Below are 24,544 nucleotides of genomic sequence, written 5' to 3' on the forward strand. Positions count from 1 at the left end.
GAATACTCCATTATCATACCTTTATCCGCTGCCGATTTGAAATAACGGCTAACGAGTAGCCATCGGACGCACGCCATTGATCATCGAAAAAGCACACATAAAAACAAAAACTGAACAACTTACATTTAAAAAAAGCGCACTGTTTTTAATAAGCTTAATAATTACTTAAGCTTCATCCTATAAAGTATACCCATCATTAAGCTTGGGGTAAGTCTATGGGACGTCGAGCATCAGGAAAGCCTTTTACAACTATCGCTGACAGTGGTTTTGGTCAGTTTTTAAACCGTCTTGAACGCAAGATTGTAGCCTTGCAGAAAGAGTATGCGAGCGCCCCCCACTCACGGGAATTAAGCTATGCCAAATCGCAAGTGGCTGCCGTGGCCGCGACGGTGGCAGCCCTGAAAGAGAAGGTATTGCCTGAGTTTGAATCCGGCAAAAACCCTGATACTCTCACCTGGTACGGCATCAAAAACACGATTGAAGACATTTCTAAAAAACACATGGATGTGTTTTCTACACCTGAGCAGGCGGTAATCAAAGCCATTCAAAAGAATGTTGAGACGCTTTTTAAAAATGCCTGTAAAGCTGGGAAGATAAAAAGCATCAATGCTGACACAATCGATGATTTCCGCAACTATTTTAAAGAAGAATTGAGAAAGACAAACATCCTGGAAAGTGTGCTCGCCATTCCAGGAGTGGATCTGGAATCCATCCTGAAACAGGTCGATACTTTCATTGATGAATGGGATTTTAGCAGCTCAAAACCAGAAGACTTTAAAAAAGCACTACCAAAATTACTGAATGGTAACCCCCCCTATATGTTTTTGGTCGCGCACCCCATGAGCTATGCTCTGGCTGTCGATTGTTGGTACGGCCTGAAGACGATGCCGCAATCCATTGATGAATTATTCTCCTTTTTAAACCCTGATGCGCTGAAAATCAAAATTCCCGGCTTATTTGCGGCCTCTCACACGCCGGGACAGGGTGAGGCGAAGCATTATGTGTTTAAAATGGAATTCAGCAATCAATCCATCACCCTCGATTTTCAGTCCCTGTTCAGCAATAACCGCGGCATGGCCGACGATCTCATTAAGGCCGGTCTTGCCGACTATTTAACGAAGTCGGCAGACACTGAAGAAGGACTCGCTGAAGCGAAAACTCAGGGTGAAAAAAAGGCCCGCTTTGAGAAAGCCCAACGCGGCCTGGATGAGCTGACACAAGAGTTTAATGAGCAATACGCCCGGGCTTCTAAACCCTTGACGTTAGAAGGGCACTCCCATGCCAGTCAGGCGGCTTTGCTGCATGAGCAGAGTGAGTGGATACACAAAGTGATTGCTTCGGCTGACGCGACGTTAAGAGAACTGCAGCAGCAAATGGCCAGTTTAACCTCCAGTGGCGTCGTGGGTGAAGAGGATATCCCGGAGTACTTTATAACAACTACGCCCCTGGAACTGGTTCCTGCACGATTAATTCTTAAGGCAGCGTATGCGAAGGCTGTAAAAGACATTGAGGAAAAACAAGCCGGTCTTAAGCAACTACAAAGTCAATTGCAAGATCAGGTACCGGCCATTCACAAAGCCTGGTATGAGGCTGAACTGACGTTTAATAAAGAGCAAAGTGCCGCGGTAGGGAGGACTCTGGATGCGATCAATGCTGATTTGGATAAGCTTAATACCACTCGTTCTCTTGAGCCGAAGGAAGTTGAGCAGCAAGTAGCGATGTTGAAGAATGAGTTATTAGCAGTGGACAGTGATCTTGAGCGTTTGGCCCTGCATCAGAAGTCTGTAGACCAACTCGAAAATCCCGTCCCGGTTCGCGATAGCGGTCTGCTTCAGGCGTCTTATCCTGCATTAAACGATGAAATCAACGCCTTGTACAACCCGCAAAGAGACACAAGAGCCGCCCTGAATGAGCGCATAGCCCACTTGCGGCTCGATGTTTTACGTCACCGTGACGAGATGGTATTTCAATTAAAAAAAGCACAATCTGCACTGGAGTTTTTAGAAAGCATGCGTTCAACCAACATCGAAAGTATCAAGCAGCATTATGCCGAGAAACAAAAGCAGTTGTCTGATGAGGAAAAGCAATTACACACGCTGATGCAGCAGGCTTTGGAGACAGACAAGACGTTGTCTAAAACTGAGCAGGATCGACAGCGGCATGAAAAAATGATTCAGGATTATGAAAGAGCTCTTCCTGAACAATGGCGGCAGATGAAAGAATCAGCCACCGCAGTGGCTGGATTAATCGAAAAAACAGATGGTACTGCTTTATCTGCGAATTTTACTTCCGTTAAAGAACTGACTGATTTTAAAGTGGCCGCTGAAGCGAAATACGAAGCATTCAATGGCGCTCTGGATACATGGAAAATCCAATCGCAAGCCTACCCAGACACGGTAGACGCCGATTTACAGGTAATGGAAAAAATCGAAAAATGCTTCATGAAAAACAAACTCATCATTGATTTTGAGGCCATGGGGAATATTGAGGGGTTCAAGCTTGGGCTCTTTGACCCCTTCAAAAAAAGCTTTAACATGTTGTTGACCTTTTTGGATGCCAAGCCTGATCAAATTGAGAGTTTATGGAAATTCAAACAAAAGCAAGGCAACCTGGATGTCAATTCTCAAGAGTACCAGTATTCTCTTGTTTTATTTAATAATTTATGCGTTGCGAAAAGAAAGTCCCTTGAGGAAAAAGCGCACACCAGAGCCCTGGCTCTGGCATGGCAACCGCAAGAGACGGCATTTGGGCTGGAAAAAAAGAATTTTGACACACGCTATGCAGGCTTGTGCTTGATTGTCGAAGACCAGAACAATTCGGAAAAGGCCATTGTAACGCTTAACCAGGACTTTTCGTCACTAAGTGCAGAACGCAAAAAACAGGAAGCGCTTATTATTGCATCGAAAAAGACCATTGACGAGCTGAAGCCTAATGTCGAAATAATTGGATTAATTATTCAATTGACAGAAGGAATCGCGGGTCTCGGAGAAAAAATCAATCAGTCTGATGCTGAAAATAGCATCAAGGCTTTGTATGATCAGTATCACCAATTATCGGCCACTTACCAGTTGTTGTTGGCAACATTAAACGGTATTTCCAATCACAAGGATTATGAAGCCAATCGGCTTAGCATCGAAAAACAATTGGCGGCGAATCGTGGGCAATTGCAAATGCTTGCCCGCTCATTGATTAACAAGCACCTTGAGGCTGTTAAAATCGACGCCGTTCAATTGAAAAAGGAATTGGCAGATCTTGGTTTACAAAGCACCAACAGCCAATCCAGCGACGCGCCGGAGCGTCTGAATGAGGCCTCTGTTTTGCTGACGAGTCATGAGGTTTTACTTAAAAAACTTTTGCGATTGCAGGAAAAACATCAGGAGTTCGCCTTGAAGCTCGGTGTTTTAAAAGATGAGGTTCTGATAGAAGAGTATGAAAATGAGCAACCGCTTGAGGTGGTTGCTGAGGAAAGCGTGAAAATCAGTGCCCAATTGGTAAAAGACAGTCAAGCGCTCCTGGCAGCCATTTCTAACAAGGTTAAGCAGTACACTGATTCACTGAAATTTAAGTATCACAGCCTCAAAGAGGATAAAGAACAACAAGAGCAGAGGAAAGAAGTTGAGGCCTATCTGGTTAAAATAAAAGCGCCTCTGAATGAGTTGACAAAGACGATCTCTGAATCAGCGCTTAAAGGGAACCTTCAGGAATCACTGGACACTGTAAAGCAAAACATTTCCACGCTGAATCAGGCAATGCATGATAACCAGCAGATTCTTGAGCAAACGCAGCGGCACATAGCCAGTCGTGTTAAAGTCATGGATGAATACCTGGGCTTATTCGGCGAAGACGGGTATGAGGCCCAACGTGCTGAACGTTTCTTTGTTAAAGACTTCTTCTTCTCATCGGAAGACGCTGAAAAACGTAAAACTTACCTGGGTAAACTCCGCGACCTGTTGCGTGAGTTTAAAGAGAAAGGGAATCTGGAGACCTTTAATCGACTCTATGAACTGGTTGAACGTGGCCGAAATGAATTTCCGGGCTTAACGTTGCGGCCTATGCTGAGGCGTTTGCTGGTGGCATTGCAGGAAAGAAGACAAGACTTTTCGGAGGAGTTAATCCAACTCAACAACGATGAGGAAAACTCATCATCGAGAAGGATTGGCAAAAATGAGGTGAGTGAGGCGCTTAGGGTCCTGTATGGCAGAATTGATGCGATGAGGAACTATGAGAAATTGCAGAATCACTCGGAGACAGTGGTGAGTGCGGTTAATCGCGTCTCCCAAAAACTAAAGGATCGTCTCGATGATTTTGTCGGAGCGAAGCTTGACGATGGCAAGCAGGTCACTGCGCAGGAACTGGGCTCGTTTACTGACGAAATGAGGGATATTCTACGCAGCGAAGACGACAAAATGCACAGCGAACGTTCCTGGTTTGCTCCGGTGGTAGCCAACATCGTCGCTGGACTTTTCACGCTCGGCATTGCCTTGGGCATTAAACTGGCTCGATCCAAGTCAACCCAAGGGTATGCGGCCTTCTTTATGGACAAGACTCAACGTGAGAAGAACGTTGATCAGGTTGATGAGGCATTGGAGCAGTTGGCAGCGCCCGCCGCTTAAATCAGGGATTGTTGGGGGTAACCCCAACAATCTTTTTTTCTATTACGACGGCTGCGCTAAGGATTGAATCACGGCACCCAGGAAACGGGTGGCTTCACCGCCGGTAACGGCACGGTGATCAAAACTTAAGGATAAGGGCAATAGACGGTGCGATTTGACCGCCCCGTTTTCAACCACAGCCCCCTGATAAAGGCGGCCGACCGCCAAAATGGCTACCATGGGCGGCACTATAATGGGGCTTGCAAACTTTCCTGAGAATTTACCGAAATTTGATAAGGTAATGGTTGCTCCCTTCAATTTCTCCGGTGCAACGGCCCGATCCCGTACCGCCTGTTTGTATTCATTGATGATTTGACGTAATTCATGCGGCGCACATCGCTCTGCGCCGTGGATAACGGGCACAAACAAGCCTTCGTCACTGTCCATGGCCAAACCTAAATGCACCTCGTCGAAACATTTGCGTGCGCCATGCTGAGTATTAAACCAGGCGTTGAGTGCCGGCTCCACCTTGCAGGCGTCGCAGATGGCCCGGATAAGGCGGGCCGTGATGTCATTGCCGTCCTTCCAGCACTCAATGTCCGCTTCATCAAAAATACTGACGGGGACGACATCCTGATGCGATTGCACCATGCTGTTTAACATGGCACGGCGCACACCGCGCAGCGGTTCAAAGCCTTCGGGTAAAACGCTTTGTTTATTGGCCGCGGCTTCCACATCCTGACGGGTAATAACCCCGTGCTCACCGGTACCGGTAATTGCCTGCAGGTTGACGCCCAGCTTTTTAGCCAGCATTTTAACCGCAGGTGTTGCCTTGATGCGCTGCGTGTTGCTGCGGCTTGCTCCAATAGTGAAATGGTCTTCGCTGATTTCGCTGCTTTCTTCAAGGTTGCCTACCACGGTGCCCTTGTCGGCTTTTTTTACGCCCTCACTGGCCGCAAAGCCCACCAGCGGTTCGCCGGTTTTGATGACGTCGCCTGGTTTCCCGAACAGTTTGACGATGGTGCCTGCCTCGGGACAGGGTACATCGACAACCGCTTTGGCGGTTTCCATGGAGACCAGCGGTTGATCGGCTTTGACGGTATCGCCTTCCTTGACAAACCACTCGTGTATTTCGGCATCCGGCAGACCTTCGCCCAGATCAGGTAAATTAAAAATGTTCATGGTCACTCCATTATGCTTAAGACGCTGTCTTTGATTCGTTTGACGCTGGGAATGTAGTGTTTTTCCAGCTGGAAGTAAGGCATAACCACATCATACCCGGTAACGCGCTGAACCGGGGCAAGCAGGGCATCCATCGCCTGTTCCATAATCTGGGCAGAGATTTCCGCACCCACACCGCCTGTTTTCGCGCCTTCATGGACAATCACACAACGGCCGGTTTTTTCAACGGAAGCGAGAATGGTTTCAATGTCCAAGGGCTTGATTGTCGCCACATCAATGACTTCACAGGAAATGCCTTCTTCCGCCAATTGCGCGGCGGCCTGTTGCGTTTCATGCATGCTTGCGCCCCAGCTGATGAGTGTGACGTCCTCGCCTTCTTTTAAGGTAAAACATTGGCCTAAGGGTAGGGCTTCGCCGTTGTCTTCCACGGGTTGTTTAACCAGGCGATAAATGCGCTTGGGTTCAAGGAAAATCACCGGGTCCGGATTACGGATGGCGGCCAGCAGCAAGCCATACGCTCTCTTTGGCGATGAAGGGATAACCACTTGCAATCCGGGGATATGGGCAAACAAGGCCTCGGTGCTTTCAGAATGATGTTCAGGGGCGCGGATACCGCCGCCAAATGGCGCCCTGAACACCAGCGGGCAATGCAGGCGGCCGCGGGTGCGGTTTCGCATTCTGGCTGCATGGGAGATGATTTGGTTCATCGCGGGGTAAATAAAACCCATGAACTGAAATTCAGCCACTGGCTTTAATCCCTGCACCGACATGCCGATGGCCAAGCCTGCAATCATGGATTCTGCGAGCGGCGAATCAAACACGCGGTGTTCACCAAAACGTTCCTGCAGATTGACGGTGGCGCGAAACACGCCGCCGTTTTTACCGACGTCTTCGCCGAAAACGACGACATTTTCATCCTGTTGCAATTCATAGGCCAGGGCTTGCGTCACCGCTTCAATCAAGGTTATATCAGGCATGACCTGCTTCCTCCATGGCTATCGCACGCTGTTCCACCAGATACTCCGGCAATTGTGCGTAATGGTAATCAAAAATACTGGTAATCGGTTGCGCCGGACGGGACAGGTATTCGTCGACAGCGGCCTGCACCAGGTCGGCAGCCTCGGTTTGTAATTGATTTTCGTCGTCAGCCGACCAGCACTTTTGTTGCTCAAGGAAGTGCTTGAAACGGCCGATGGGTTCTTTCAGTTTCGCCTCCTCGACTTCTTCCTGAGGTTGGTAACGGGTCGCGTCATCGGCGGTGGTATGATCGCAGAGGCGATAGGTAATGGCTTCAATCAGGGTAGGGCCCTCGCCGCGTCTGGCTTTTTCAATGGCCTCACCAATCACATCGCGGCAGGCAATGACATCATTGCCGTCCACCTGGACTCCGGCAAAACCGGCGGCTATGGCCTTTTGTGCGACAGTTTCTGTGCCGGTTTGTTTGGACAAAGGCACGGAAATCGCCCATTGGTTGTTATTGACGACAAAAACAACCGGTAATTTCCATGCACCGGCGACATTTAAGGCTTCGTAAAAATCGCCCTCGGACGTGCCGCCTTCGCCAATGCAGGTCACGGCGACACGCGGCTGTTGACGGTATTTAAATGCGAACGCGACGCCGGCTGCGTGCAGGCATTGCGAGGCGATGGGGACACAAATGGGCAAGTCTTCGGAATTGCAGCTGAACTGGCTGCCGCGCTCATCGCCTCCCCAATAAGCCAAAATTTCTGACATTTTGACGCCACGCTGAAATTGGGCGGCATAATCGCGGTAATAGGGTACAAGAATGTCTTCCTTGCGCATGGCATGGCCGATGGCGGTGGAGATGGCTTCCTGACCATTGATGGGAGCATAGGTTCCCATTTTTCCCGTGCGTTGAAGGGCAATGGCTTTTTTATCAAAGGTTCGGGTGCGGACCATGATGCGATAGAGTTCCTGCATCACGGCTTTCTCTTTGGCGAATGCCGGCAGGGGATGGCTTTGTTCACCTTTTTCATTAATATATTGAGTAAAGGTGATTTCGAAACGGGCGACAGTCGTCACTGATTCTCTCCTTGTCACAAACATTCGCCATAGAATACTCACTATTTTTGGCAAAAACTACCCTTAAGCCCGTTTAGCCAGTAAATGGCAGGGCCATTGCGTAAAGCTGGAATCAGAGTGACAAATTAGCCTATACTCAGGCTATTTAATGACCTTTCAGCGGATTAGCGGATTGACGTGTTGAGCGACTACAGCCTTATTCATCTACCTTATCGCGAGGAGCTGATTGACCATTATCAGGCCCTGCAGAATCTACCCGGCTTTGCCCTGTTGGAAAGTAGTGACAGGGTGCGCGGACGTTACGACATTGTGACGGCCTGCCCCTATGAGACACTTACGATTGAAAATGCAAACGACCTGCCCGGGTTTTTAGACCGGCTTAAAGCGGCATTGCCATCACGTACATTGCCCCTGGATTTGCCATTTCAGGGCGGAGCCCTTGGCTTTTTCTCGTATGATTTTGGGTGCGCTCTTCTTGGGATTCCTGTTGATAAGCCAAGGTCGTTACCGGGAAAAAGCCCGTTGGCTCACTGGGGTTTCTATGATTGGGCAATCATTACTGATCACCTGCAAAAAACCGTGCAATTGTTTTCCGCCAACAGCCAGGCTGACACCAACGCCATTGTCAATGAAGCCTTAGCCCTCTGGCATCGCCCGTGTGCAGTGCGTCATCCCTTGAACATCCGTCCGTTTACGCCCCTGCTTTCCCGCGAGCAATACCATGAGGCGTTTGATCAGATTCAACAGGCTTTGCAGGATGGGCGTTGTTATCAAGCCAATTACACGCAACCGTTCATCGCTGGTTATGAAGGGCATAGTTGGGATATTTATACTCGTATCCGGCGAACCAATCCGGTTCCCTTTGCAGCCTGCCTTAAAACCGATCAGGGCGACCTTGTCAGTTTTTCACCTGAACGATTCATGAACATGGATCATGGCGTTCTACTGGCTTCGCCAATTAAGGGCACTGAGCGTCGATCCAGTGATCCCATGCTCGATGAACACTATAAAAACCGCCTGCTGTCCAGTGACAAAAACCGTGCGGAAAACGTGATGATTGTCGACATGATGCGGAATGATTTCAGTCAAATTGCCCAACCGGGAACTGTCAAAGTCCGCCATTTATGCGACTTGCAAAGTTTTGCCGCCGTGCATCATTTGGTCAGCGATGTCGAAGCCCGTTGCCGTGACGGGATTTTGCCAGTGGATGCCTTTTTATCCTGCTTCCCCGGTGCATCCATTACCGGCGCGCCTAAACGGGAGTCCATGCGGGTCATTGCCGAGCAGGAGCTTTTCCGGCGAGAGGCTTACTGCGGCAGCATCGGTTATTTTTCCGCTCATGGCCGCTTTGATACCAACATCGCTATCCGTACCCTGATAACCCGTCAGCAGCAAATCAGCCTCTCCGCCGGCGGCGGTATTGTCATTGATTCAGATTGTGACGAAGAATACCAGGAATGTTTTACCAAAATTGCAGCCATCAGCCGGGAGCTTGAAAAAAATGGATAGAGAAATGGCAGGTCTTGATTCGGCGGTGATGGTGCTGATTGAGGAGAGCAGTCAGTCCTTAATTCTCACGCAAAGAAGCCAGCAGTTAAAAAATCATCCTGGCGAAATCTGTTTTCCAGGGGGTCGCTGGCAGGCCGGCGATTCCGATTTGTACCACACGGCCTTAAGGGAGTTGTGGGAAGAACTGGGCATTGATGCCGGGCGTGTCTATTCCGAGAGGCCACTGACAATGGAAAGGACACTGACGGGCTTTATTATTCATCCCTGGCTGGCCAGAATCAAAACCTTAACTCCCTGCCGGCTGGATAATCAGGAAGTGGCCGAGGTGTTTCGCACGCCATTGAGCCAGGTGTGTAAAAAAGCAAATTATCAATTCATCCCGGTTGAACGAGAAGGGCTGGTGTTTGAGTCCTGCCGCTATTTGGGTGAGCCTGACCGATTCGTCTGGGGCGCAACCGCACGCATCATGATGCAGTTGTGCGCCCTTGATTTAACGAATTGATTACCCGCGCAAAGCCCGGCGCAGAATCTTGCCGACATTGGTTTTGGGTAACTCATGATAGAACTCGACCACTTTGGGAATTTTATACGCGGTCAGATGCTCTTTGCACAAGGCAATAATTTCCTCCGCGGTTAATTTCGGGTCACGTTTGACAATGCAGGCTTTCACACGTTCGCCGGTTTCTTCGTGCGGTTCACCAACAACCCCCACCTCAAGGACGCCGGGGTGCATGCTGATGACCTGTTCCACTTCATTAGGGTAAACATTGAAGCCTGAGACCACAATCATGTCTTTTTTACGATCAACTAAATACACAAACCCCTTGTCGTCGACCGTGGCGATGTCGCCTGTGCGCAGAAAACCGTCCTTGGTGAAGACTAATGCCGTTTCATCCGGCCGCTGCCAATAACCGGCCATGACCTGCGGTCCTTTGACACACAACTCGCCCGGTGTACCGAGAGACACTTCCTGTCCTGATTCATCACGAATGGTAATGTCGGTTGAGGGAAGGGGCAAGCCAATGCTGCCATTGTAATCTTCAAGGTACATGGGATTGATGGTGACAGCGGGTGATGTTTCCGTTAGGCCATAGGCCTCAAGCACGCGGGTTTTGGTCATTTCTTTCCAGCGCAGGGATACGCTTTTCTGCAGGGCCATTCCGCCTGACAGCGCCAGTTTAACCCGGGAGAAATCGATGTCCTTGAACTTGGGATTATTCAGCAGGGCATTAAACAGGGTATTAACCCCGGTAATGGCCGTAAAACGGCTGTTTTTGATTTCATCGATGAAATGTGGAATGTCGCGGGGATTGGTAATGAGAATGTTTTTCGCGCCGGCTTTAAGGAAAGTCAGGCAATTGGCCGTTAATGAAAAGATATGGTAAAGCGGCAGCGCCGTGACGATAATGTCCTGCTCCTCGATGTGCAGGGGCTTAATCCAGGCATAAGCCTGCAGCACATTGCAAACCATGTTGCCGTGGGTTAATACCGCCCCTTTGGCCACCCCGGTGGTACCGCCGGTATACTGCAGAAAGGCGATATCCTGATGATTCAATGACACGGGTTTAAGCGTTTTGCCGCTGTCGTGTTTTAAGGTGTCATTAAAACGAATGGCCATGGGCAGGTGGTAGGGAGGAACCAGCTTTTTAATGTATTTGACGACGGCATTCACCAGGATGCGTTTAACCGCTGGAAAAACATCACCTATTTCGGTGACCACCACGTGTTTAATGCCAGTATGGGGCAGGGCCTTTTCCACCGTTTTGGCAAAATTGGCCAACACGACAATCACTTCGGCGCCGGAATCATTCATTTGATGAATCAACTCGTCACTGGTGTAAAGCGGGTTGGTGTTCACGGCGATGAAGCCGCCGCGAAGCAGGCCAAAGAGAGCAATCGGGTATTGCAGTACATTGGGCATCATCAGGGCAACGCGGGTTCCCCGCTTTAAACCGAGCTGTTGCAGGTACAACGCAAACTGATAACTTTTCCTGTCCAGTTCCTCGTAGGTCAGTTCACAACCGAGATTGACATAGGCTGTTTTTTTGGCATGCGCTTTACATGAATCTTCAAACAAGGAGACGAGGGAGGCATGCTCTTCCGGATTAATTGTATGTGGAACGCCCTCCTGGTATTGCGCCAACCATATTCTATCCACGATGATGTCCTTCTGTTATTTATTGCCTCATGCTAGTATAAATAAAAAAGTCAGTGATGGATATCGTAGTTATGGCAGATAATTTGTTGAAATCACAAGCATTTAAGCTCAAGGGCAGGCTTTACACCTTTACAGTACTGCAATTGTTGAATCATGATCTCACCATTTTTGAGCATTATTTGGATGAAGTGATCGCCAAAGCGCCCAAGTTATTTGATAATACTCCGGTAGTATTGGACTTTGCCGCCATCCAGGACAGTGAAATCGACCTCCAGGCTTTTTGTCAGGCATTGCGGTTAAAAAGCATTTTGCCAGTGGCCATTCAAGGCGCGAATCCACTGTTAAATTCCATAGGGCAATGCATGGGGCTTGCGGTTCTCCACGCCTCATCGACTCATGACAAGCCCTTACTGGATGAGGCCTCTGAGGAGGCAGTTCCGGCTTCCGAGCCCATTAAAAGCAAATTATTAACCACCCAGGTACGCTCTGGCCAACAGGTTGTTTGCAAGGGCGGGGACTTGGTGATTGCTGCCTCGGTCAGTCATGGCGCTGAATTGCTGGCCGACGGGAATATTCATGTGTATGGTGCTTTACGCGGGCGGGCTTTAGCCGGCATGTCCGGGGATAGGCACGCTCGAATATTCTGCCAATCGCTGGAAGCCGAACTCGTGTCCATTGCCGGATTTTACCGCTTAAGCGATGCCATCGAATTGCATCAGGGGCCCTGTCAGATTTATCTTCAGGATGAACACATTCAGATCGAGCCTTTATGCTAGAGGCTGTTTTTATCTCCGATCTGCACCTGCACCCTGATGTACCCGCCATTACCCATCGCTTTAATGACTTTATGCAATGGGCGGTGGCTAACGCACGAACCCTCTATATTCTGGGTGATTTTTTCCACGCCTGGCCGGGAGATGACGGCATCGATGACTGGAGTTCCGCCATTGCCAACACGCTTGCGCAGGCTGCAGCGCGGGGACTTGTCATTTATTACCTTCACGGCAATCGCGATTTTCTCCTGGGCAACCGTTTCGCAACCATGGCAAGAATGACCCTTTTACGGGACCCAAGCCTGATTACACTCGGCGGTGTGCCGGTTTTGTTGACCCATGGCGACCGTTATTGCACGCTGGATAAAGCGCATCAGCGTTTCCGACGTATAACCCGTAACCGTCTTTTTACTGCTCTGTTTCTAAAACTCCCCTTGAGCTACCGCAACCGGTTAGTCAGCCATATCCGGCAACGCAGTCAGCAAAACCGCAACAAGGATGAGCAGATGATGGATGTGGTTGCGAACGATGTCCTTAAACACCTGTACCGTTACGGGGTGCAACGGGTCATCCACGGGCATACGCATAAACCGGGGCTTAGCCGTTATCATCATGAAACGATGGATTATTACCGTTATGTGCTCAGTGATTGGGATGACACGCCCAAAATACTGTGTTATGATCAACCAAAAGGTTTTGAATTTATACAGCCTATTCGATGAGGTATTTTTATGAAAACCCGTGAAGAATTAACCAGGGAAGAGAATGCCAAAAAAGCCCTGGAAGACGAACGTGATCGGTCAATCCGACGAGCCCTGACCGAGGAAGAGACCAAACGGCAGGCTCAACTTAAAAGCGAAGTCGATGTGCTGCGTAAAGAAGAACGCGATATCAAGGTGATCGAAAAATGGGCTCAGGTCGGCAAAATGGCTGACGATCTGCTGAGTCGCGGGATGGAAGGATATAACGAATGGATGACCGCCATGATGAATATCCTTAATGCCTGTAGAGCCTTGCACGCCGCACTCTGTGTGACATTTGATAATCGCCCGATTGAACCCTTACTGAAAGGCATTTGGGACACCAAACTGGGTTTTGCTCCCCTGGTTAAAATGCTGGATGATAAAGGCCTGCATCTCGGCGATAGAATCGGTGACAAGCTGCGCGAAAAAGGCTGGAAAAAAGACGATTTATTCCCCTTGAAATTAAATGTTGATTTCACGGACAAAGGCGGAACCACGCTTTCGGTGACTTATGACGGCAAACCGCTTCCTGATGAGCAACAAGACGTTTTTAAAAGCGGTTTTCTGGCTTGGGCAAAAACACGCGGGTACGCAATGGACAATAGCCAGAATCCGCCTGTGTTAAAGGATAGAACCAGCAAGCAGCCGATGACCAAAGAGGCATTCATTCAACTGAATGCGGATGATCAAAACAGTCTGCAAAGCTTCTTTTCCCATCGTTATCACATGAATGCGGAAATGGATAAAGTCACCTCATCTTCACCCGCACCCTGATTCGATCTGCCCTGCTCAACGCAGGGTATGCCGCTGTGGAAACGAAACACCGTGTCCGGTTGCGTGATTAACTCGTTTTCTCGCTGAATAAATTCCGTGAGGCGTGTGCCGAAATCAACACCGCAATCGGAGGCCAGTGTTAAATAGTTCTCGAAATGCCGTGCCTCGGATTTAACCAGCGACTGATAAAATTTCTGCAATACCTTGTCCTCAAGACAGGGGATTAAAGCATTAAAGCGTTCGCAGGAGCGTGCTTCAATAATGGCGCCTACCAGTAATTGCTCACATAACCGCTGCTTGCCATCCCGCCGAATGATCATGGCATGAAGCTGTTGAGCATACGCGGAGGGATGAAGCGGGCCGAACGCGAGACCCCGCGCCGTCATTAAATCAATGACTTTCTCAAAATGAAGCAACTCTTCCCGTGCCAGCGGGGACATCATCGCTATGAGCGCTCGGTTTTCAGGGTACTTGCTCATGAAATTGATGGCCGTGGCTGCCGCTTTTCGTTCACAGTGAGCATGATCAAGCAGAAGTAAAGGAATGTGGTTGACGGCTGCGTCGATCCAGGCTTTGGGCGTTGGCGTCTTTAAAAAATCAATTAACATTTGCAAATCATCAGGGAGAGGGTTTAGCATCAGATTATTAATCTATAATAGGTTTAATCGCCTTATATATCACAGACAGTTGTAAAATCAAGTTGGAAAAAGAATGAGCGAAGAGCAAACGGAAAATGATTTATCAATGTGGCTTTCCACGTATGGATTGATCACGGTTGAGCGCCTTCTTGAACGGTATAAAATTAAACTGAGCCATGATGATCTGGTCAATGCGCTCAAAAAACCGCACACCTTTTACCATCAATTACTGCGATTGCCTCTGCGCAATGTGTTTAATGGTATTATTTTTCAGCAGGGCCGGGATTATCAGGTGTATGGCCAGAAACTCTACATCGACTACCTGCTATCGGGAGAAAGCGGCAAAAGTGATACCTCACCGGGAGCTCAAACGCGGGAAACCTTAAATGCTGAACGGGAAAAGCTGGTGGCCTTGGGTGAGAGTTTTCACCAGGAAGAGATTAAACAGGACAAGCTGATTGCCCAAAGCCAATCCATGCTGATTAAACATGCTGCCAATTGGAATGAGGCCTTGTTGCGGGTAGCCAAAGAAATTGGCGATGAATTACGCCGATACAATGTGAATAAGAGCAACGAGCAAATTAAAAACGCCGTCTTGTCGCTGTTGGCTCATCATGACTTTGACCAGCCTCAGCGTGAAGCCCCTTATTGGCAAGGGATTGCCACGCAGCTGGGTCAGACATTAAATGCCGAGATAAAAGCTGTTTTTATTGAAAAAATAGCTGAATTGAATCGATTTAACCGCGAAACGGATGAGGCGGCTCAGGAGTTCAGCCAGCGCATTACCGAGATGTCGCACACGCTCAAACGGTATCGCGAGGAATTTAAAGCCGCAATTATCAAGGCGAATGAACTGTTAACCCAATTGCCTGACTATAAAATTAACCCGGTTCAGAACGAGATTAACCGTCAAGAACTTCATTTTGATGCCAGCATTGGCGATCAATCCTGACCGACCTCGCTCCGCACAACGGCAGATGGACTATTTTGAGGCTGCATGCGTTAACCATTAGCTAATCCCTTTGGTTTTAATGTATAATGTGTCGCTTTATTTAACATTGGAGTTAGCATTCATGGCACAAGAACTTACCCTATCCATTATTAAACCTGATGCAGTAGCCAAATCCGTCATCGGCCAGATTTATTCCCGTTTTGAAAATGCCGGTTTGAAAATTGTTGCCGCCCGTATGGCCCACCTGACTCGTGAACAGGCTGAAGGCTTTTATGCGGTGCACAAGGCCCGTCCTTTTTTCAATGATCTGGTCAGCTTTATGATTTCAGGTCCAGTGATGATTCAAGTCCTGCAAGGCGAGAACGCGATTGCTAAAAACCGCGATTTAATGGGTGCCACCAATCCCAAAGAAGCAGCGCCCGGCACAATTCGTGCTGATTTTGCCGACAGCATCGATGCCAATGCCGTTCACGGTTCCGACAGCGCTGAAACCGCACGTCAGGAAATTGCTTTCTTCTTTGAACCGCACGAAGTGTGCACACGATAAGCCGTTATTGAGAAAATCATGAGCAGTAAAGTCAACCTGTTGAATTTTAATTACCAGCAAATGCGGGATTTTTTCACCGAGCTGGGTGAAAAGCCTTTTCGTGCCCAGCAGGTGCTGCAATGGATTCATCAGGCTGGCTTTCATGATTTTTCGCAAATGACCAATCTGGGCAAGGCACTGCGCGACAAACTGTCGCAGGTGGCTGAAATTCGTCTGCCGGAAATCGTTGCCTGTCAGAAATCCAGCGATGGAACCCATAAATGGCTGCTCAAGCTGGATTGTGGCAATTCGATTGAAACGGTCTTTATTCCCGAAGCGACGCGCGGAACTCTGTGCGTATCTTCTCAGGTCGGTTGTGGTTTGAACTGCAGTTTCTGCTCCACGGCCAAGCAGGGATTTAACCGTAATCTGAGCACGGCTGAAATCATAGGCCAGGTCTGGCTGGCGGCTCGCGAGTTGTCAACAAGCCAGGGTCACCATGACAAAAAGGTCACCAACGTGGTGATGATGGGCATGGGTGAGCCTTTGCTTAATTTTGACAATGTCGTGACGGCCATGGATTTAATGATGGATGATTTTTCCTATGGTCTTTCCAAGCGTCGTGTGACATTAAGTACTTCCGGCGTACTGCCGGATCTTATCCGCTTAAGGGAAGTAAGCCCTGTGTCACTCGCTGTCTCGCTTCACGCACCAACCGACGAATTGCGTAATGTGCTGGTCCCCATCAATAAGAAATACCCCCTGGCCAAACTGATGGAAGTCTGCCGGACTTACTTCAAGGATGAGCCTAAGCGCAAGGTGACTTTTGAATACGTCATGTTAAAAGGGGTTAATGATCAACCCGAACATGCCAATCAATTAATCAAATTGCTGCATAATGTTCCCGCAAAAGTGAATTTGATTCCGTTTAATCCATTCCCCATGACACAATACGAGCGCTCATCCAGAGAGACGATTGATGCCTTCAGGGATAAATTAATTGCCAAGGGAATCAATACCATAACCCGAAAAACCCGTGGCGATGACATCGATGCTGCCTGTGGTCAGTTGGCCGGAAAGGTCAACGATCGCACGAGTCGTTCTCAACGTTGGCAAAAATTACATTTCATGCCTAAAAAACCAGAGGGATTTAACGAAGAATCCTTCACATAAGCGTTTTGAAATTCGGGTATTCATGGTTATAATGCTCAATCTTTTCTAACGCGTTGTGATTACTGTGTTAAGACAATTACGCTTGCCATTGAATTCAATGAAAGACCAAGCTCGTTCAATCGCCGGTTTCTCGCCGTTTATACCGACTCAAGCCATTTCCCGTGCATTCCGCTTTCTCTTTTTTTGCGGCCTGCTGCTCTTACTGCAGTCCTGCCAGCACAGCATGGACGCCAAGCGGCAAAAAGCGGAAAATGTCCAGAAACTAAGCGATGCTGCCTCATTCAATGTGCAGCTGGGTATGGGGTATTTAAAGCAGGGCGATCGGCCGCGGGCGAAACGCAAATTGCTCACCGCGCTGGAGTTGGCGCCCGATTCACCTGATGTGAATGTGGCCATGGCTTATTTTCTTGAAAAAACAGGCGACATGGAGGAGGCCCGTGTTTATTATAAAAAAGCCTTGTCTTTAGCACCCAACAGCGGGGCGCAGCTTAATAATTACGGTACTTTTTTATGTCGCGCCGGTAAATACAACGAAGCAGAAAGCTACTTTTTGAAAGCCGTGAGCGATGTGCATTATGTCCACAGCGCCGGAGCTTACGAAAACGCCGGATTATGCGCCGCGGCTGTGCCCGATTATGCCAAAGCGGAAACCTATTTCAGCAAGGCCCTGGAACAGGATCCTGAGCGTAAACAATCGCTTCTCGAATTAACCACAATCGCAATGAAGCAAAGCCAGCCTGAAAAGGCGCTGAAATATTTACAGAAGTATCAGGAATTATCGTTAAACGATCCTGTCTTGCTAAGCCTGGCGGCGGATGCCGCGACCAAACTGGGGAAAGCAGAGGTTGCAGCGGATTACCAAGCGCGCCTGACTAAATTAACCCGTAATACCGACTATGCCGGAGATAAAAATGAATTCGACAGTGCCAATGGATGAAGCCCCAGCAGAGAACCCCATACACAACCCAGGTGCCCAGTTAGCCCATATCCGGGAAAAAAAGGGGTACAGCCGTGAATACGTCGCAGGCAAATTGCATTTAAGGGTGCGATTAATTGAGCTCCTTGAAGAAGATGCCTATGATCAGATGCCGGAGCCAGTGTTTGTTAAAGGTTATTTTCGCGCCTATGCCAAATTACTGGGTGTTGCGCCTGAGCCTTATGTGTCGTCTTTTAATAAAACCGCAGTGGCTGAACGCAAGCCTGAAAAAGCAGCGTTATGGCAAAGCAAGCGGGAATCCCATCGCGGTGAGCGTGCCGTGCGTTGGATAACCGCCTGTATCGTCATTGCTGCGGTGGCGGCAGTGAGCTTCTGGTGGCAGAAAAACAGCGATCAACTCTTTTTTTCGAAAGGCGATGGTCAGGTGGCTTCGCTGAAAAAGCCTGAAGCGGAGGGAGAAGAAAAACAGGTGGAAGTCAAACTGACCGATATTTCCAAGATGCAATCCATGTTTCGATTAAATTCAGACACCTCAACGGAGAAGTAATTTGGTTGAGAGAATTCAAGCAATTCGGGGTATGAACGATGTACTGCCCCATCAGACAGAGTCCTGGCGTAATCTGGAAACAGCGTTCATCCAGTGTCTGTCCCAATACGGCTATCAGGAAATACGATTTCCCCTGGTCGAAAGTACGCAACTGTTTAAACGAACCATCGGAGAGGTCACCGATATCGTTGAAAAAGAAATGTACACCTTCACCGATTTAAACGGGGATAGTCTGACCCTGCGTCCGGAAGGGACAGCGGGCTGCCTGCGTGCCTGCCTTGAGCATGGCTTGTTGCATAACCAGCAGCAGAAATTATGGTACATGGGTCCGATGTACCGCCATGAAAAACCGCAAAAAGGGCGCTACCGTCAATTTAACCAGTTTGGTGTGGAAGTGTTGGGTATTGATGGCGTCGCCATCGAACTGGAGCTTCTGGCGCTTTGCATCCGGCTATGGAAAAAACTCGGTATTGAACAGTCGGTGCGTTTACAGATCAATACGTTGGGCGAACTTTCCGAGCGGCAGCATTACAAAGAAAAGCTGGTGCAGTTTTTTAAAGCCAATCTGTCGGTTCTGGATGAGGACAGTTTAAGGCGTCTTGAAAAAAACCCATTACGTATTCTCGACAGTAAAAACCCGGATATACAGGCGTTGGTGAGTCAGGCTCCGCGTCTCATGGATTCACTCAGTGATGAAAGCCGGCGCCATTTTGATGCCCTGTGCGCAGGCCTTGAGAAACTGGGCATCGCTTATGAGGTCAATCCCTTTCTGGTTCGGGGACTGGATTATTATGGCCATACGGTGTTTGAATGGGTTACTGACCAGTTGGGAAGCCAGGCGACCGTCTGTGCGGGCGGGCGTTACGATGCTCTGGTCGAGCATTTAGGCGGCAACAAAACACCGGCCATTGGTTTTGCCATGGGTGAAGAGCGCTTGCTGCTGCTGATGGAAACCTTGCACTGTGCGCCACAATCCTGCAAAAAACCTTCGCTGTTTCTCATTGCCAGCGGAGATGAGGCAATGATGCGCGCGTTGACGCTGGCTGAAGAGCTACGTCAGCTGAACGCAGAGTGGTGCGTCATGACCAATACGGTTGGCGGAGGCTTTAAAAGCCAGTTTAAGAAAGCCGACAAGAGCGGCGCTGATTTTGCCCTGATTCTTGGGGAAGATGAAGTAAAAAGCGGACTGGTGAGCCTTAAAAACTTGCGTAATCAGGAAGATCAGGTCACTATCCCACAACAGGATTTAGCAACTCATTTACAGACTATCTTGGATGATGGCAGGAGAAGATGATGTCGGTTTATATGACTGAAGAAGAGCAATTAGAAGCGATTAAAAAATGGTGGAATCGTTACAGCACGATGATTACAGTAATCCTGTCTTTTATCATGTTGGGCGCCGCCGGCTACAAATATTGGCATTGGCATCAGGAAAAAATAAATACTCAGGCGTCGTCTGCCTATGAGCACCTGATGGTTGCCTTTTCCAATCATGATAATAAAGGCATTAAAGCCTATGCCAATCAGTTAATTAACGACTACGGTCAGACGGTTTATGCCGATGCGGCAAGAATGACGCTGGCAAAACTGCTGGTTACCAGGGAAAAATACAACGAAGCAAGGGACATGCTGAGTCAGGTCGCCTCAGCATCCCGGGTTTCTGCGTTAAAACAGATTGCTAAAATACGCATTGCCCGTTTGCTGCTGGCTGAAAAATCCTATGACAAGGCTTTAACGGAGTTGTCAGTGGTGGATGACAATGCCTATATGCCGGTCATTAATGAATTGAAAGGCGATATTTATGCGGCAACCGGTAAATATCAGCAGGCGATTATTTCCTATAAGGAAGCCATCACGGAAGTGCGTACGCACGGCATGGGCAATCTCTTCTTAGAGATGAAGACCAATGAATTGGCGGCCATGACCCAGTCCACCACCATGGATAATCATTCCTTACAAGCTGCATGAGAAAGAGGTTTTATGTTTTTTAAGTTGAGTAAAAGTATGATGGCGCTGGCTCTGATTGGTTTGTTGCCAGCTTGCAGTAAAATTGATGATTACATGCTCGGTAAGGACAACACGCCGCAACCTTCCGAGTTAAAGCCGGTTAAAGCGAAAGTGACTCTCGTTGAAAAATGGAATGCCCCTGTCGGAAGTTCGCGAAAAAATGAGGCCTATCTCCGCTTAAGACCCACTGTCTCCGGTAATATTCTGTACAGTGCGGATCATAACGGCTATGTTCAGGCCATTGATAAATCCACAGGCACTCAGCAATGGGCTAAAAAAATCCCCTACACGCTGGTCAGCGGCCCTGCGGTTGGCCAGGGCAGTTTGATATTGGCTACGGATGATTCATCCATTGTTGCCTTAAAGCAAAGCGATGGTTCAGAACTCTGGAAAGCCAATGTGTCCGGTGAAGTATTGGCAAAACCCATTATTGCTCAAAACAAGGTCATCGCTAAAACGATTGATGGTAACCTCTATGCTTTTGATGTGCACTCCGGTGAGAAAAAATGGGTTTCTGTCCATGGCGCTCCCAGCCTGATTCTTAAAGCCAGCTCGTCGCCTGTAGTCAGTGGCAATGTGGTTGTTGTCGGCTATTCGGATGGCAAAATGGATGCCGTTGATCTGGAGTCCGGGCATTTGTTGTGGCAAAAAAGCATTGTCTATGCAACGGGGTCAAGCGACGTGGAAAGGTTGGTGGATATTGATGCCGATCCAATTATTCGAGGCAATGTGGCGATTCTTGGCAGTTACCAGGGTTACATTGGTGCCTTGTCACTGACGGATGGGCAGTTCCTGTGGAACAAACCCGTGTCGTTGTATAAAAACATGGTCGTTCGCGGTAATAGCCTGTATCTGACTGACAGTGATGACGTCATTTGGGACATCAATACCCGTAATGGTCAGGTCAATTGGAAACAGGTTGCGCTAAAAGCGAGGGGATTGACCGAGCCTGTATTGATGGGGAATCGACTGTTTGTGGGCGATAAAACCGGCACAATGCACGTGTTGTCAACCCAAACTGGGGAATTTCTCGCCAGGGCGCCCATGAGTGGCGCGGTAAGTGTGGCGCCGCTGGCGTTAGGTAACAATCTCTACGTCATGACCTCCAATGGGAAGTTAAGCCGTTACACAGTGAGCTAATCGATGATACCTGTTATTGCTTTGGTCGGTCGGCCCAATGTGGGAAAATCGACGCTTTTTAATCGTCTGACACGTACACAAGATGCTCTGGTGGCTGATTTTCCAGGCTTAACCCGTGATCGCCAATACGGTGAAGCGGTTTATGAAAACAGACCCTTTATCGTGATTGATACCGGCGGTGTCGGCGTTGAAGACGAGGCGGTGGATGAACTGATGTCCAGGCAGTCAGAGATTGCTTTGGACGAAGCCAACATCGTGCTTTTTCTGGTTGATGCGAGAGCGGGTTTAACTGGTATTGATGAGCAAATTGCGCTGCAGTTACGGAAAATCAATAAACCGGTTTTTGTGGTGGTCAATAAAAGCGATGGTCTTGATGAGGAAATTGCTTCCGCTGAATTTCAATCCTTAGGCTTCAATCAACTGTATGCCATTTCGGCTGCCCATGGACGCGGAATGCATTCCTTGCTTCGCGCCATGACCCAGGATTTCCCGCAGGCCTCAGAGGATGAAGACACGGGTGAAAAAGGCATTAAAATCGCCTTTGTTGGACGTCCCAACGTGGGTAAATCCACCCTGGTTAACCGCATCCTCGGTGAGGAGCGGGTCGTGGTGTATGATATGCCCGGAACCACCCGCGACAGTATTGCCATCCCCTTTGTCCGCGATGAAAAAAATTACATTCTGATTGATACCGCCGGTGTGCGTCGACGTTCGCGCGTCGATGAGAAAATTGAAAAATTCTCCATTATCAAAACCTTGCAGTCCATTCGCGAGTCCCACGTCTGCCTCATGCTTCTTGATGCGCGTGAGGGTTTAACCGAACAAGACATGCACCTGTTGGGCTTTATTGTTGAATCAGGCAAAGCCCTGGTGGTTGTCGTCAACAAATGGGATGGGCTGGAGGATGCGCATAAAGAGCATGTCAAAGACGAATTGGCTCGCCGTCTTCACTTTGTCCAGTTCGCGAAAACCCGTTTCATTTCAGCCTTGCACGGCAGCGGGGTTGGTTTATTGTTCAATGACATTGAACAGGCTTATCGTTCCGCCATGCAAGGGTTATCGACACCTAAATTGACCCGGCTGCTGCAGGATTTGGTAACCCAGCACAATCCACCTTTAGTCAGCGGCCGCCGGATTAAATTGCGCTATGCCCATGCTGGCGGACACAATCCGCCGATTATCGTGATTCACGGCAATCAACTGGATGCCTTGCCGGACAGTTACAAACGCTATTTAACCAATGCGTTTATTCATCACCTTGATTTAGTGGGAACCCCCTTGAAACTGGAATTCAGAGGCAGTGAAAATCCATTCAAAGGCAAAAAAAATAAATTAAGTGAACGGCAGGTTAAACGCAAAAGACGGTTGATGAAACATGTGAAAAAGCGCTAGTCTTCGGGGGAAGGTGAAATGACCGGCTCGTAAACGTACACCAGGATGTTGTGCAGGGCGGTGATCCGATTAATTAACTCATCGTCCAGTTTGCAGCCTTTTTTAAGAAAAATAAAGCCTTCACTCGATTTCAAATCCCGGGATAACACCATGCCGCTGAGTAGCTGATGCGGCTCCAGGGCTTTTTCCATCAAAGCGGTTTGTTGTTCCGGCAACGAGGTAATTATATCCATAAACAACAGCAATAATTTTCGATCGTAACGTTCTTCATTTTCTTTCATGTAAGCCAAGGCTTGTTTGGCTGGGTATTTCTCCTGAAAAATCAAGCCATACATTAATTCATTGTAATCAACAGCGATGGCGAGAATGGCGGCATAAAGCGGTATGGAGTCGCCTTTTACTCCATGCGGATACCCTTTGCCATTGAAGCGCTCGCGATGGTAAAGGATGGTATTAACGACCTCTTTTAATGAAGGAAAAGCAGAAAGCGACATGGCGCCTAAAATCGGGTATTGCTTGAATTCCTGGTATTCTCTGGTCGTCAGTTGGGCAAAGGGTTTAAATCGTATCTCCTCACGCAACCCATTGCGTCCCAGATTATGAAGCATGGCCGCAAGGTAAATGGTTTGAATTTCCTTGTCATTGAGGTGCATGGCTTTTGCCAAAAGTTTAGCGTGGGTGGCTACTTTGCGGGAATACCCCTTGTTGTGATTTTCATTTAATTCCTGAATGGATAAAAAAACCTGGATGGCTGCTTCATGGGTTTCCTGTAAATCAGCGTAGCTGCGATGCAACTCCGCGGTACGCTTCTGGATTTTTTCTTCCAATTGACTGTTTAGAATTTTCAATTTTTCATTTTGTTGATTAATCAGTTCCTGCATGATGCGATTTTGATCACGCAGTAATTTGTTTTCCAGCATGCTGTTAATAGCACTTAACATTTCCTCCTTCTTAGAGGACTTGGCAAGGTAATAATTCACCTGACCGACGTTAATCGCGGCAATTGCCGTGTGAATGTCATCGTAACCCGTCATTAGGATACGCCTGACATCAGGCCAACGTTCTGCGGCTTCTTTCAGGAATTCCGCACCATTCATCTGTGGCATGCGCATGTCAGAAATAATGATGTCAATGGGGTTATTTTCAAGGATGTTAAGACCGTCCATCGCGGATTTAGCAATATGCACTTTGTATCCCTCAGGCGTCAGTGTTCGCTGCAGACTGATAAGCGTGCTGGGTTCGTCGTCAACGATTAACAATGTGGGCTGCACAGCGTATCCTCCCTGAACGCGGCGTGAGCATTTTTATAGTATAAGACAAATTTATCAGGTCAGTGACTTGACATACCACTGGAAAGTGATTGATATAGCTAAAAATTAATTAATTTCCATGTCAGGCGCCAGTCTTTTAATGAATCAGGGCTTAGGTGAGTGGGCGGACAGTATCAGAGAAGGTTTA

At 48.4% G+C, this 24,544-nt stretch carries 21 protein-coding genes; 15 read left to right on the top strand and 6 right to left on the bottom strand.

The features are described from left to right. Positions 1-215 precede the first annotated feature (215 nt). The gene (locus tag GH742_RS07420) at positions 216-4,613 is read left to right on the top strand and encodes a hypothetical protein (protein ID WP_203454008.1); all 4,398 of its coding nucleotides are present in this window, start codon (positions 216-218) and stop codon (positions 4,611-4,613) included. A gap of 42 nt (positions 4,614-4,655) precedes the next feature. Here the strand turns inward: GH742_RS07420 and GH742_RS07425 are convergent, their stop codons facing one another. The 3 genes from GH742_RS07425 to pdhA are packed head-to-tail and all read right to left on the bottom strand — an operon-like array spanning position 4,656 to position 7,817. After that, positions 4,656-5,774 carry a dihydrolipoamide acetyltransferase family protein gene (locus GH742_RS07425; protein ID WP_203454010.1) on the bottom strand — a complete coding sequence of 373 codons (1,119 nt, stop codon included), beginning with the start codon at positions 5,772-5,774 and terminating at the stop codon, positions 4,656-4,658. A gap of 2 nt (positions 5,775-5,776) precedes the next feature. Further along, positions 5,777-6,751 carry an alpha-ketoacid dehydrogenase subunit beta gene (locus GH742_RS07430; RefSeq protein WP_203454012.1) on the bottom strand — a complete coding sequence of 325 codons (975 nt, stop codon included), beginning with the start codon at positions 6,749-6,751 and terminating at the stop codon, positions 5,777-5,779. Continuing rightward, positions 6,744-7,817, bottom strand: coding sequence for a pyruvate dehydrogenase (acetyl-transferring) E1 component subunit alpha (gene pdhA, locus GH742_RS07435; RefSeq protein ID WP_203454014.1), 1,074 nt, complete (start codon positions 7,815-7,817; stop codon positions 6,744-6,746). The genes GH742_RS07430 and pdhA overlap by 8 nt, the downstream gene beginning before the upstream one ends. Before the next feature lie 180 nt (positions 7,818-7,997). Here pdhA and pabB point away from each other — a divergent pair, with 180 nt between their 5' ends. Further along, positions 7,998-9,326: an aminodeoxychorismate synthase component I gene (gene pabB, locus GH742_RS07440; protein ID WP_203456881.1), complete on the top strand. Its 1,329-nt coding sequence runs from the start codon at positions 7,998-8,000 to the stop codon at positions 9,324-9,326. After that, positions 9,319-9,828: a CoA pyrophosphatase gene (locus GH742_RS07445; RefSeq protein ID WP_203454016.1), complete on the top strand. Its 510-nt coding sequence runs from the start codon at positions 9,319-9,321 to the stop codon at positions 9,826-9,828. Before pabB ends, GH742_RS07445 begins: the two co-directional genes overlap by 8 nt. Here the strand turns inward: GH742_RS07445 and GH742_RS07450 are convergent, their stop codons facing one another. Continuing rightward, positions 9,829-11,484 (bottom strand): AMP-binding protein, encoded by a 1,656-nt coding sequence (locus GH742_RS07450; protein WP_203454017.1) that lies wholly within the window; start codon positions 11,482-11,484, stop codon positions 9,829-9,831. It abuts the gene before it with no gap. A 71-nt stretch (positions 11,485-11,555) separates the two neighbouring features. Here GH742_RS07450 and minC point away from each other — a divergent pair, with 71 nt between their 5' ends. From minC to GH742_RS07465, 3 genes are read left to right on the top strand one after another with little or no spacing between them, the layout of a single operon-like run. Beyond that, positions 11,556-12,260 (top strand): septum site-determining protein MinC, encoded by a 705-nt coding sequence (gene minC, locus GH742_RS07455; protein WP_203454018.1) that lies wholly within the window; start codon positions 11,556-11,558, stop codon positions 12,258-12,260. Next, positions 12,254-12,979 carry a UDP-2,3-diacylglucosamine diphosphatase gene (locus GH742_RS07460; protein WP_203454019.1) on the top strand — a complete coding sequence of 242 codons (726 nt, stop codon included), beginning with the start codon at positions 12,254-12,256 and terminating at the stop codon, positions 12,977-12,979. The genes minC and GH742_RS07460 overlap by 7 nt, the downstream gene beginning before the upstream one ends. Before the next feature lie 9 nt (positions 12,980-12,988). Continuing rightward, positions 12,989-13,774 (top strand): hypothetical protein, encoded by a 786-nt coding sequence (locus tag GH742_RS07465; protein ID WP_203454020.1) that lies wholly within the window; start codon positions 12,989-12,991, stop codon positions 13,772-13,774. On the opposite strand, the gene GH742_RS07470 is transcribed toward GH742_RS07465, so the two are convergent. After that, a complete protein-coding gene (locus GH742_RS07470; protein WP_203454021.1) occupies positions 13,723-14,412 on the bottom strand; it encodes a tRNA-(ms[2]io[6]A)-hydroxylase in 690 nt (229 codons plus the stop codon). The genes GH742_RS07465 and GH742_RS07470 overlap by 52 nt on opposite strands. A gap of 73 nt (positions 14,413-14,485) precedes the next feature. On the opposite strand from GH742_RS07470, the gene GH742_RS07475 reads away from it, so the two are divergent. From GH742_RS07475 to der, 9 genes are all read left to right on the top strand, one after another. Further along, on the top strand, positions 14,486-15,364 hold the full coding sequence (locus tag GH742_RS07475) for a hypothetical protein (protein WP_203454022.1): 879 nt from the start codon (positions 14,486-14,488) through the stop codon (positions 15,362-15,364). Positions 15,365-15,485: 121 nt separating this feature from the next. Next, on the top strand, positions 15,486-15,911 hold the full coding sequence (ndk, locus tag GH742_RS07480; protein ID WP_203454023.1) for a nucleoside-diphosphate kinase: 426 nt from the start codon (positions 15,486-15,488) through the stop codon (positions 15,909-15,911). Positions 15,912-15,926: 15 nt separating this feature from the next. Then, positions 15,927-17,063: a 23S rRNA (adenine(2503)-C(2))-methyltransferase RlmN gene (gene rlmN / locus GH742_RS07485; RefSeq protein ID WP_203456882.1), complete on the top strand. Its 1,137-nt coding sequence runs from the start codon at positions 15,927-15,929 to the stop codon at positions 17,061-17,063. 64 nt (positions 17,064-17,127) lie between these two features. Next, the gene (gene pilW / locus GH742_RS07490) at positions 17,128-18,000 is read left to right on the top strand and encodes a type IV pilus biogenesis/stability protein PilW (RefSeq protein ID WP_239005173.1); all 873 of its coding nucleotides are present in this window, start codon (positions 17,128-17,130) and stop codon (positions 17,998-18,000) included. Then, complete coding sequence (locus GH742_RS07495) at positions 17,975-18,547, top strand: RodZ family helix-turn-helix domain-containing protein (protein ID WP_203454024.1); 573 nt, start codon at positions 17,975-17,977, stop codon at positions 18,545-18,547. The genes pilW and GH742_RS07495 overlap by 26 nt, the downstream gene beginning before the upstream one ends. 31 nt (positions 18,548-18,578) lie before the next feature. Then, complete coding sequence (hisS, locus tag GH742_RS07500) at positions 18,579-19,841, top strand: histidine--tRNA ligase (RefSeq protein WP_239005174.1); 1,263 nt, start codon at positions 18,579-18,581, stop codon at positions 19,839-19,841. Continuing rightward, a complete protein-coding gene (locus tag GH742_RS07505; protein WP_203456884.1) occupies positions 19,841-20,515 on the top strand; it encodes a tetratricopeptide repeat protein in 675 nt (224 codons plus the stop codon). The genes hisS and GH742_RS07505 overlap by 1 nt, the downstream gene beginning before the upstream one ends. A gap of 12 nt (positions 20,516-20,527) precedes the next feature. Continuing rightward, positions 20,528-21,694: an outer membrane protein assembly factor BamB gene (bamB, locus tag GH742_RS07510; RefSeq protein ID WP_203454028.1), complete on the top strand. Its 1,167-nt coding sequence runs from the start codon at positions 20,528-20,530 to the stop codon at positions 21,692-21,694. A 3-nt stretch (positions 21,695-21,697) separates the two neighbouring features. Beyond that, positions 21,698-23,086 (top strand): ribosome biogenesis GTPase Der, encoded by a 1,389-nt coding sequence (gene der, locus GH742_RS07515; protein WP_203454032.1) that lies wholly within the window; start codon positions 21,698-21,700, stop codon positions 23,084-23,086. Here der and GH742_RS07520 read toward each other — a convergent pair. After that, positions 23,083-24,357: an HD domain-containing phosphohydrolase gene (locus tag GH742_RS07520; protein ID WP_203454034.1), complete on the bottom strand. Its 1,275-nt coding sequence runs from the start codon at positions 24,355-24,357 to the stop codon at positions 23,083-23,085. The genes der and GH742_RS07520 overlap by 4 nt on opposite strands. Positions 24,358-24,544 lie beyond the last annotated feature (187 nt).

This window comes from Legionella sp. MW5194 (assembly GCF_016864235.1).
GTDB lineage: Bacteria > Pseudomonadota > Gammaproteobacteria > Legionellales > Legionellaceae > Legionella_C.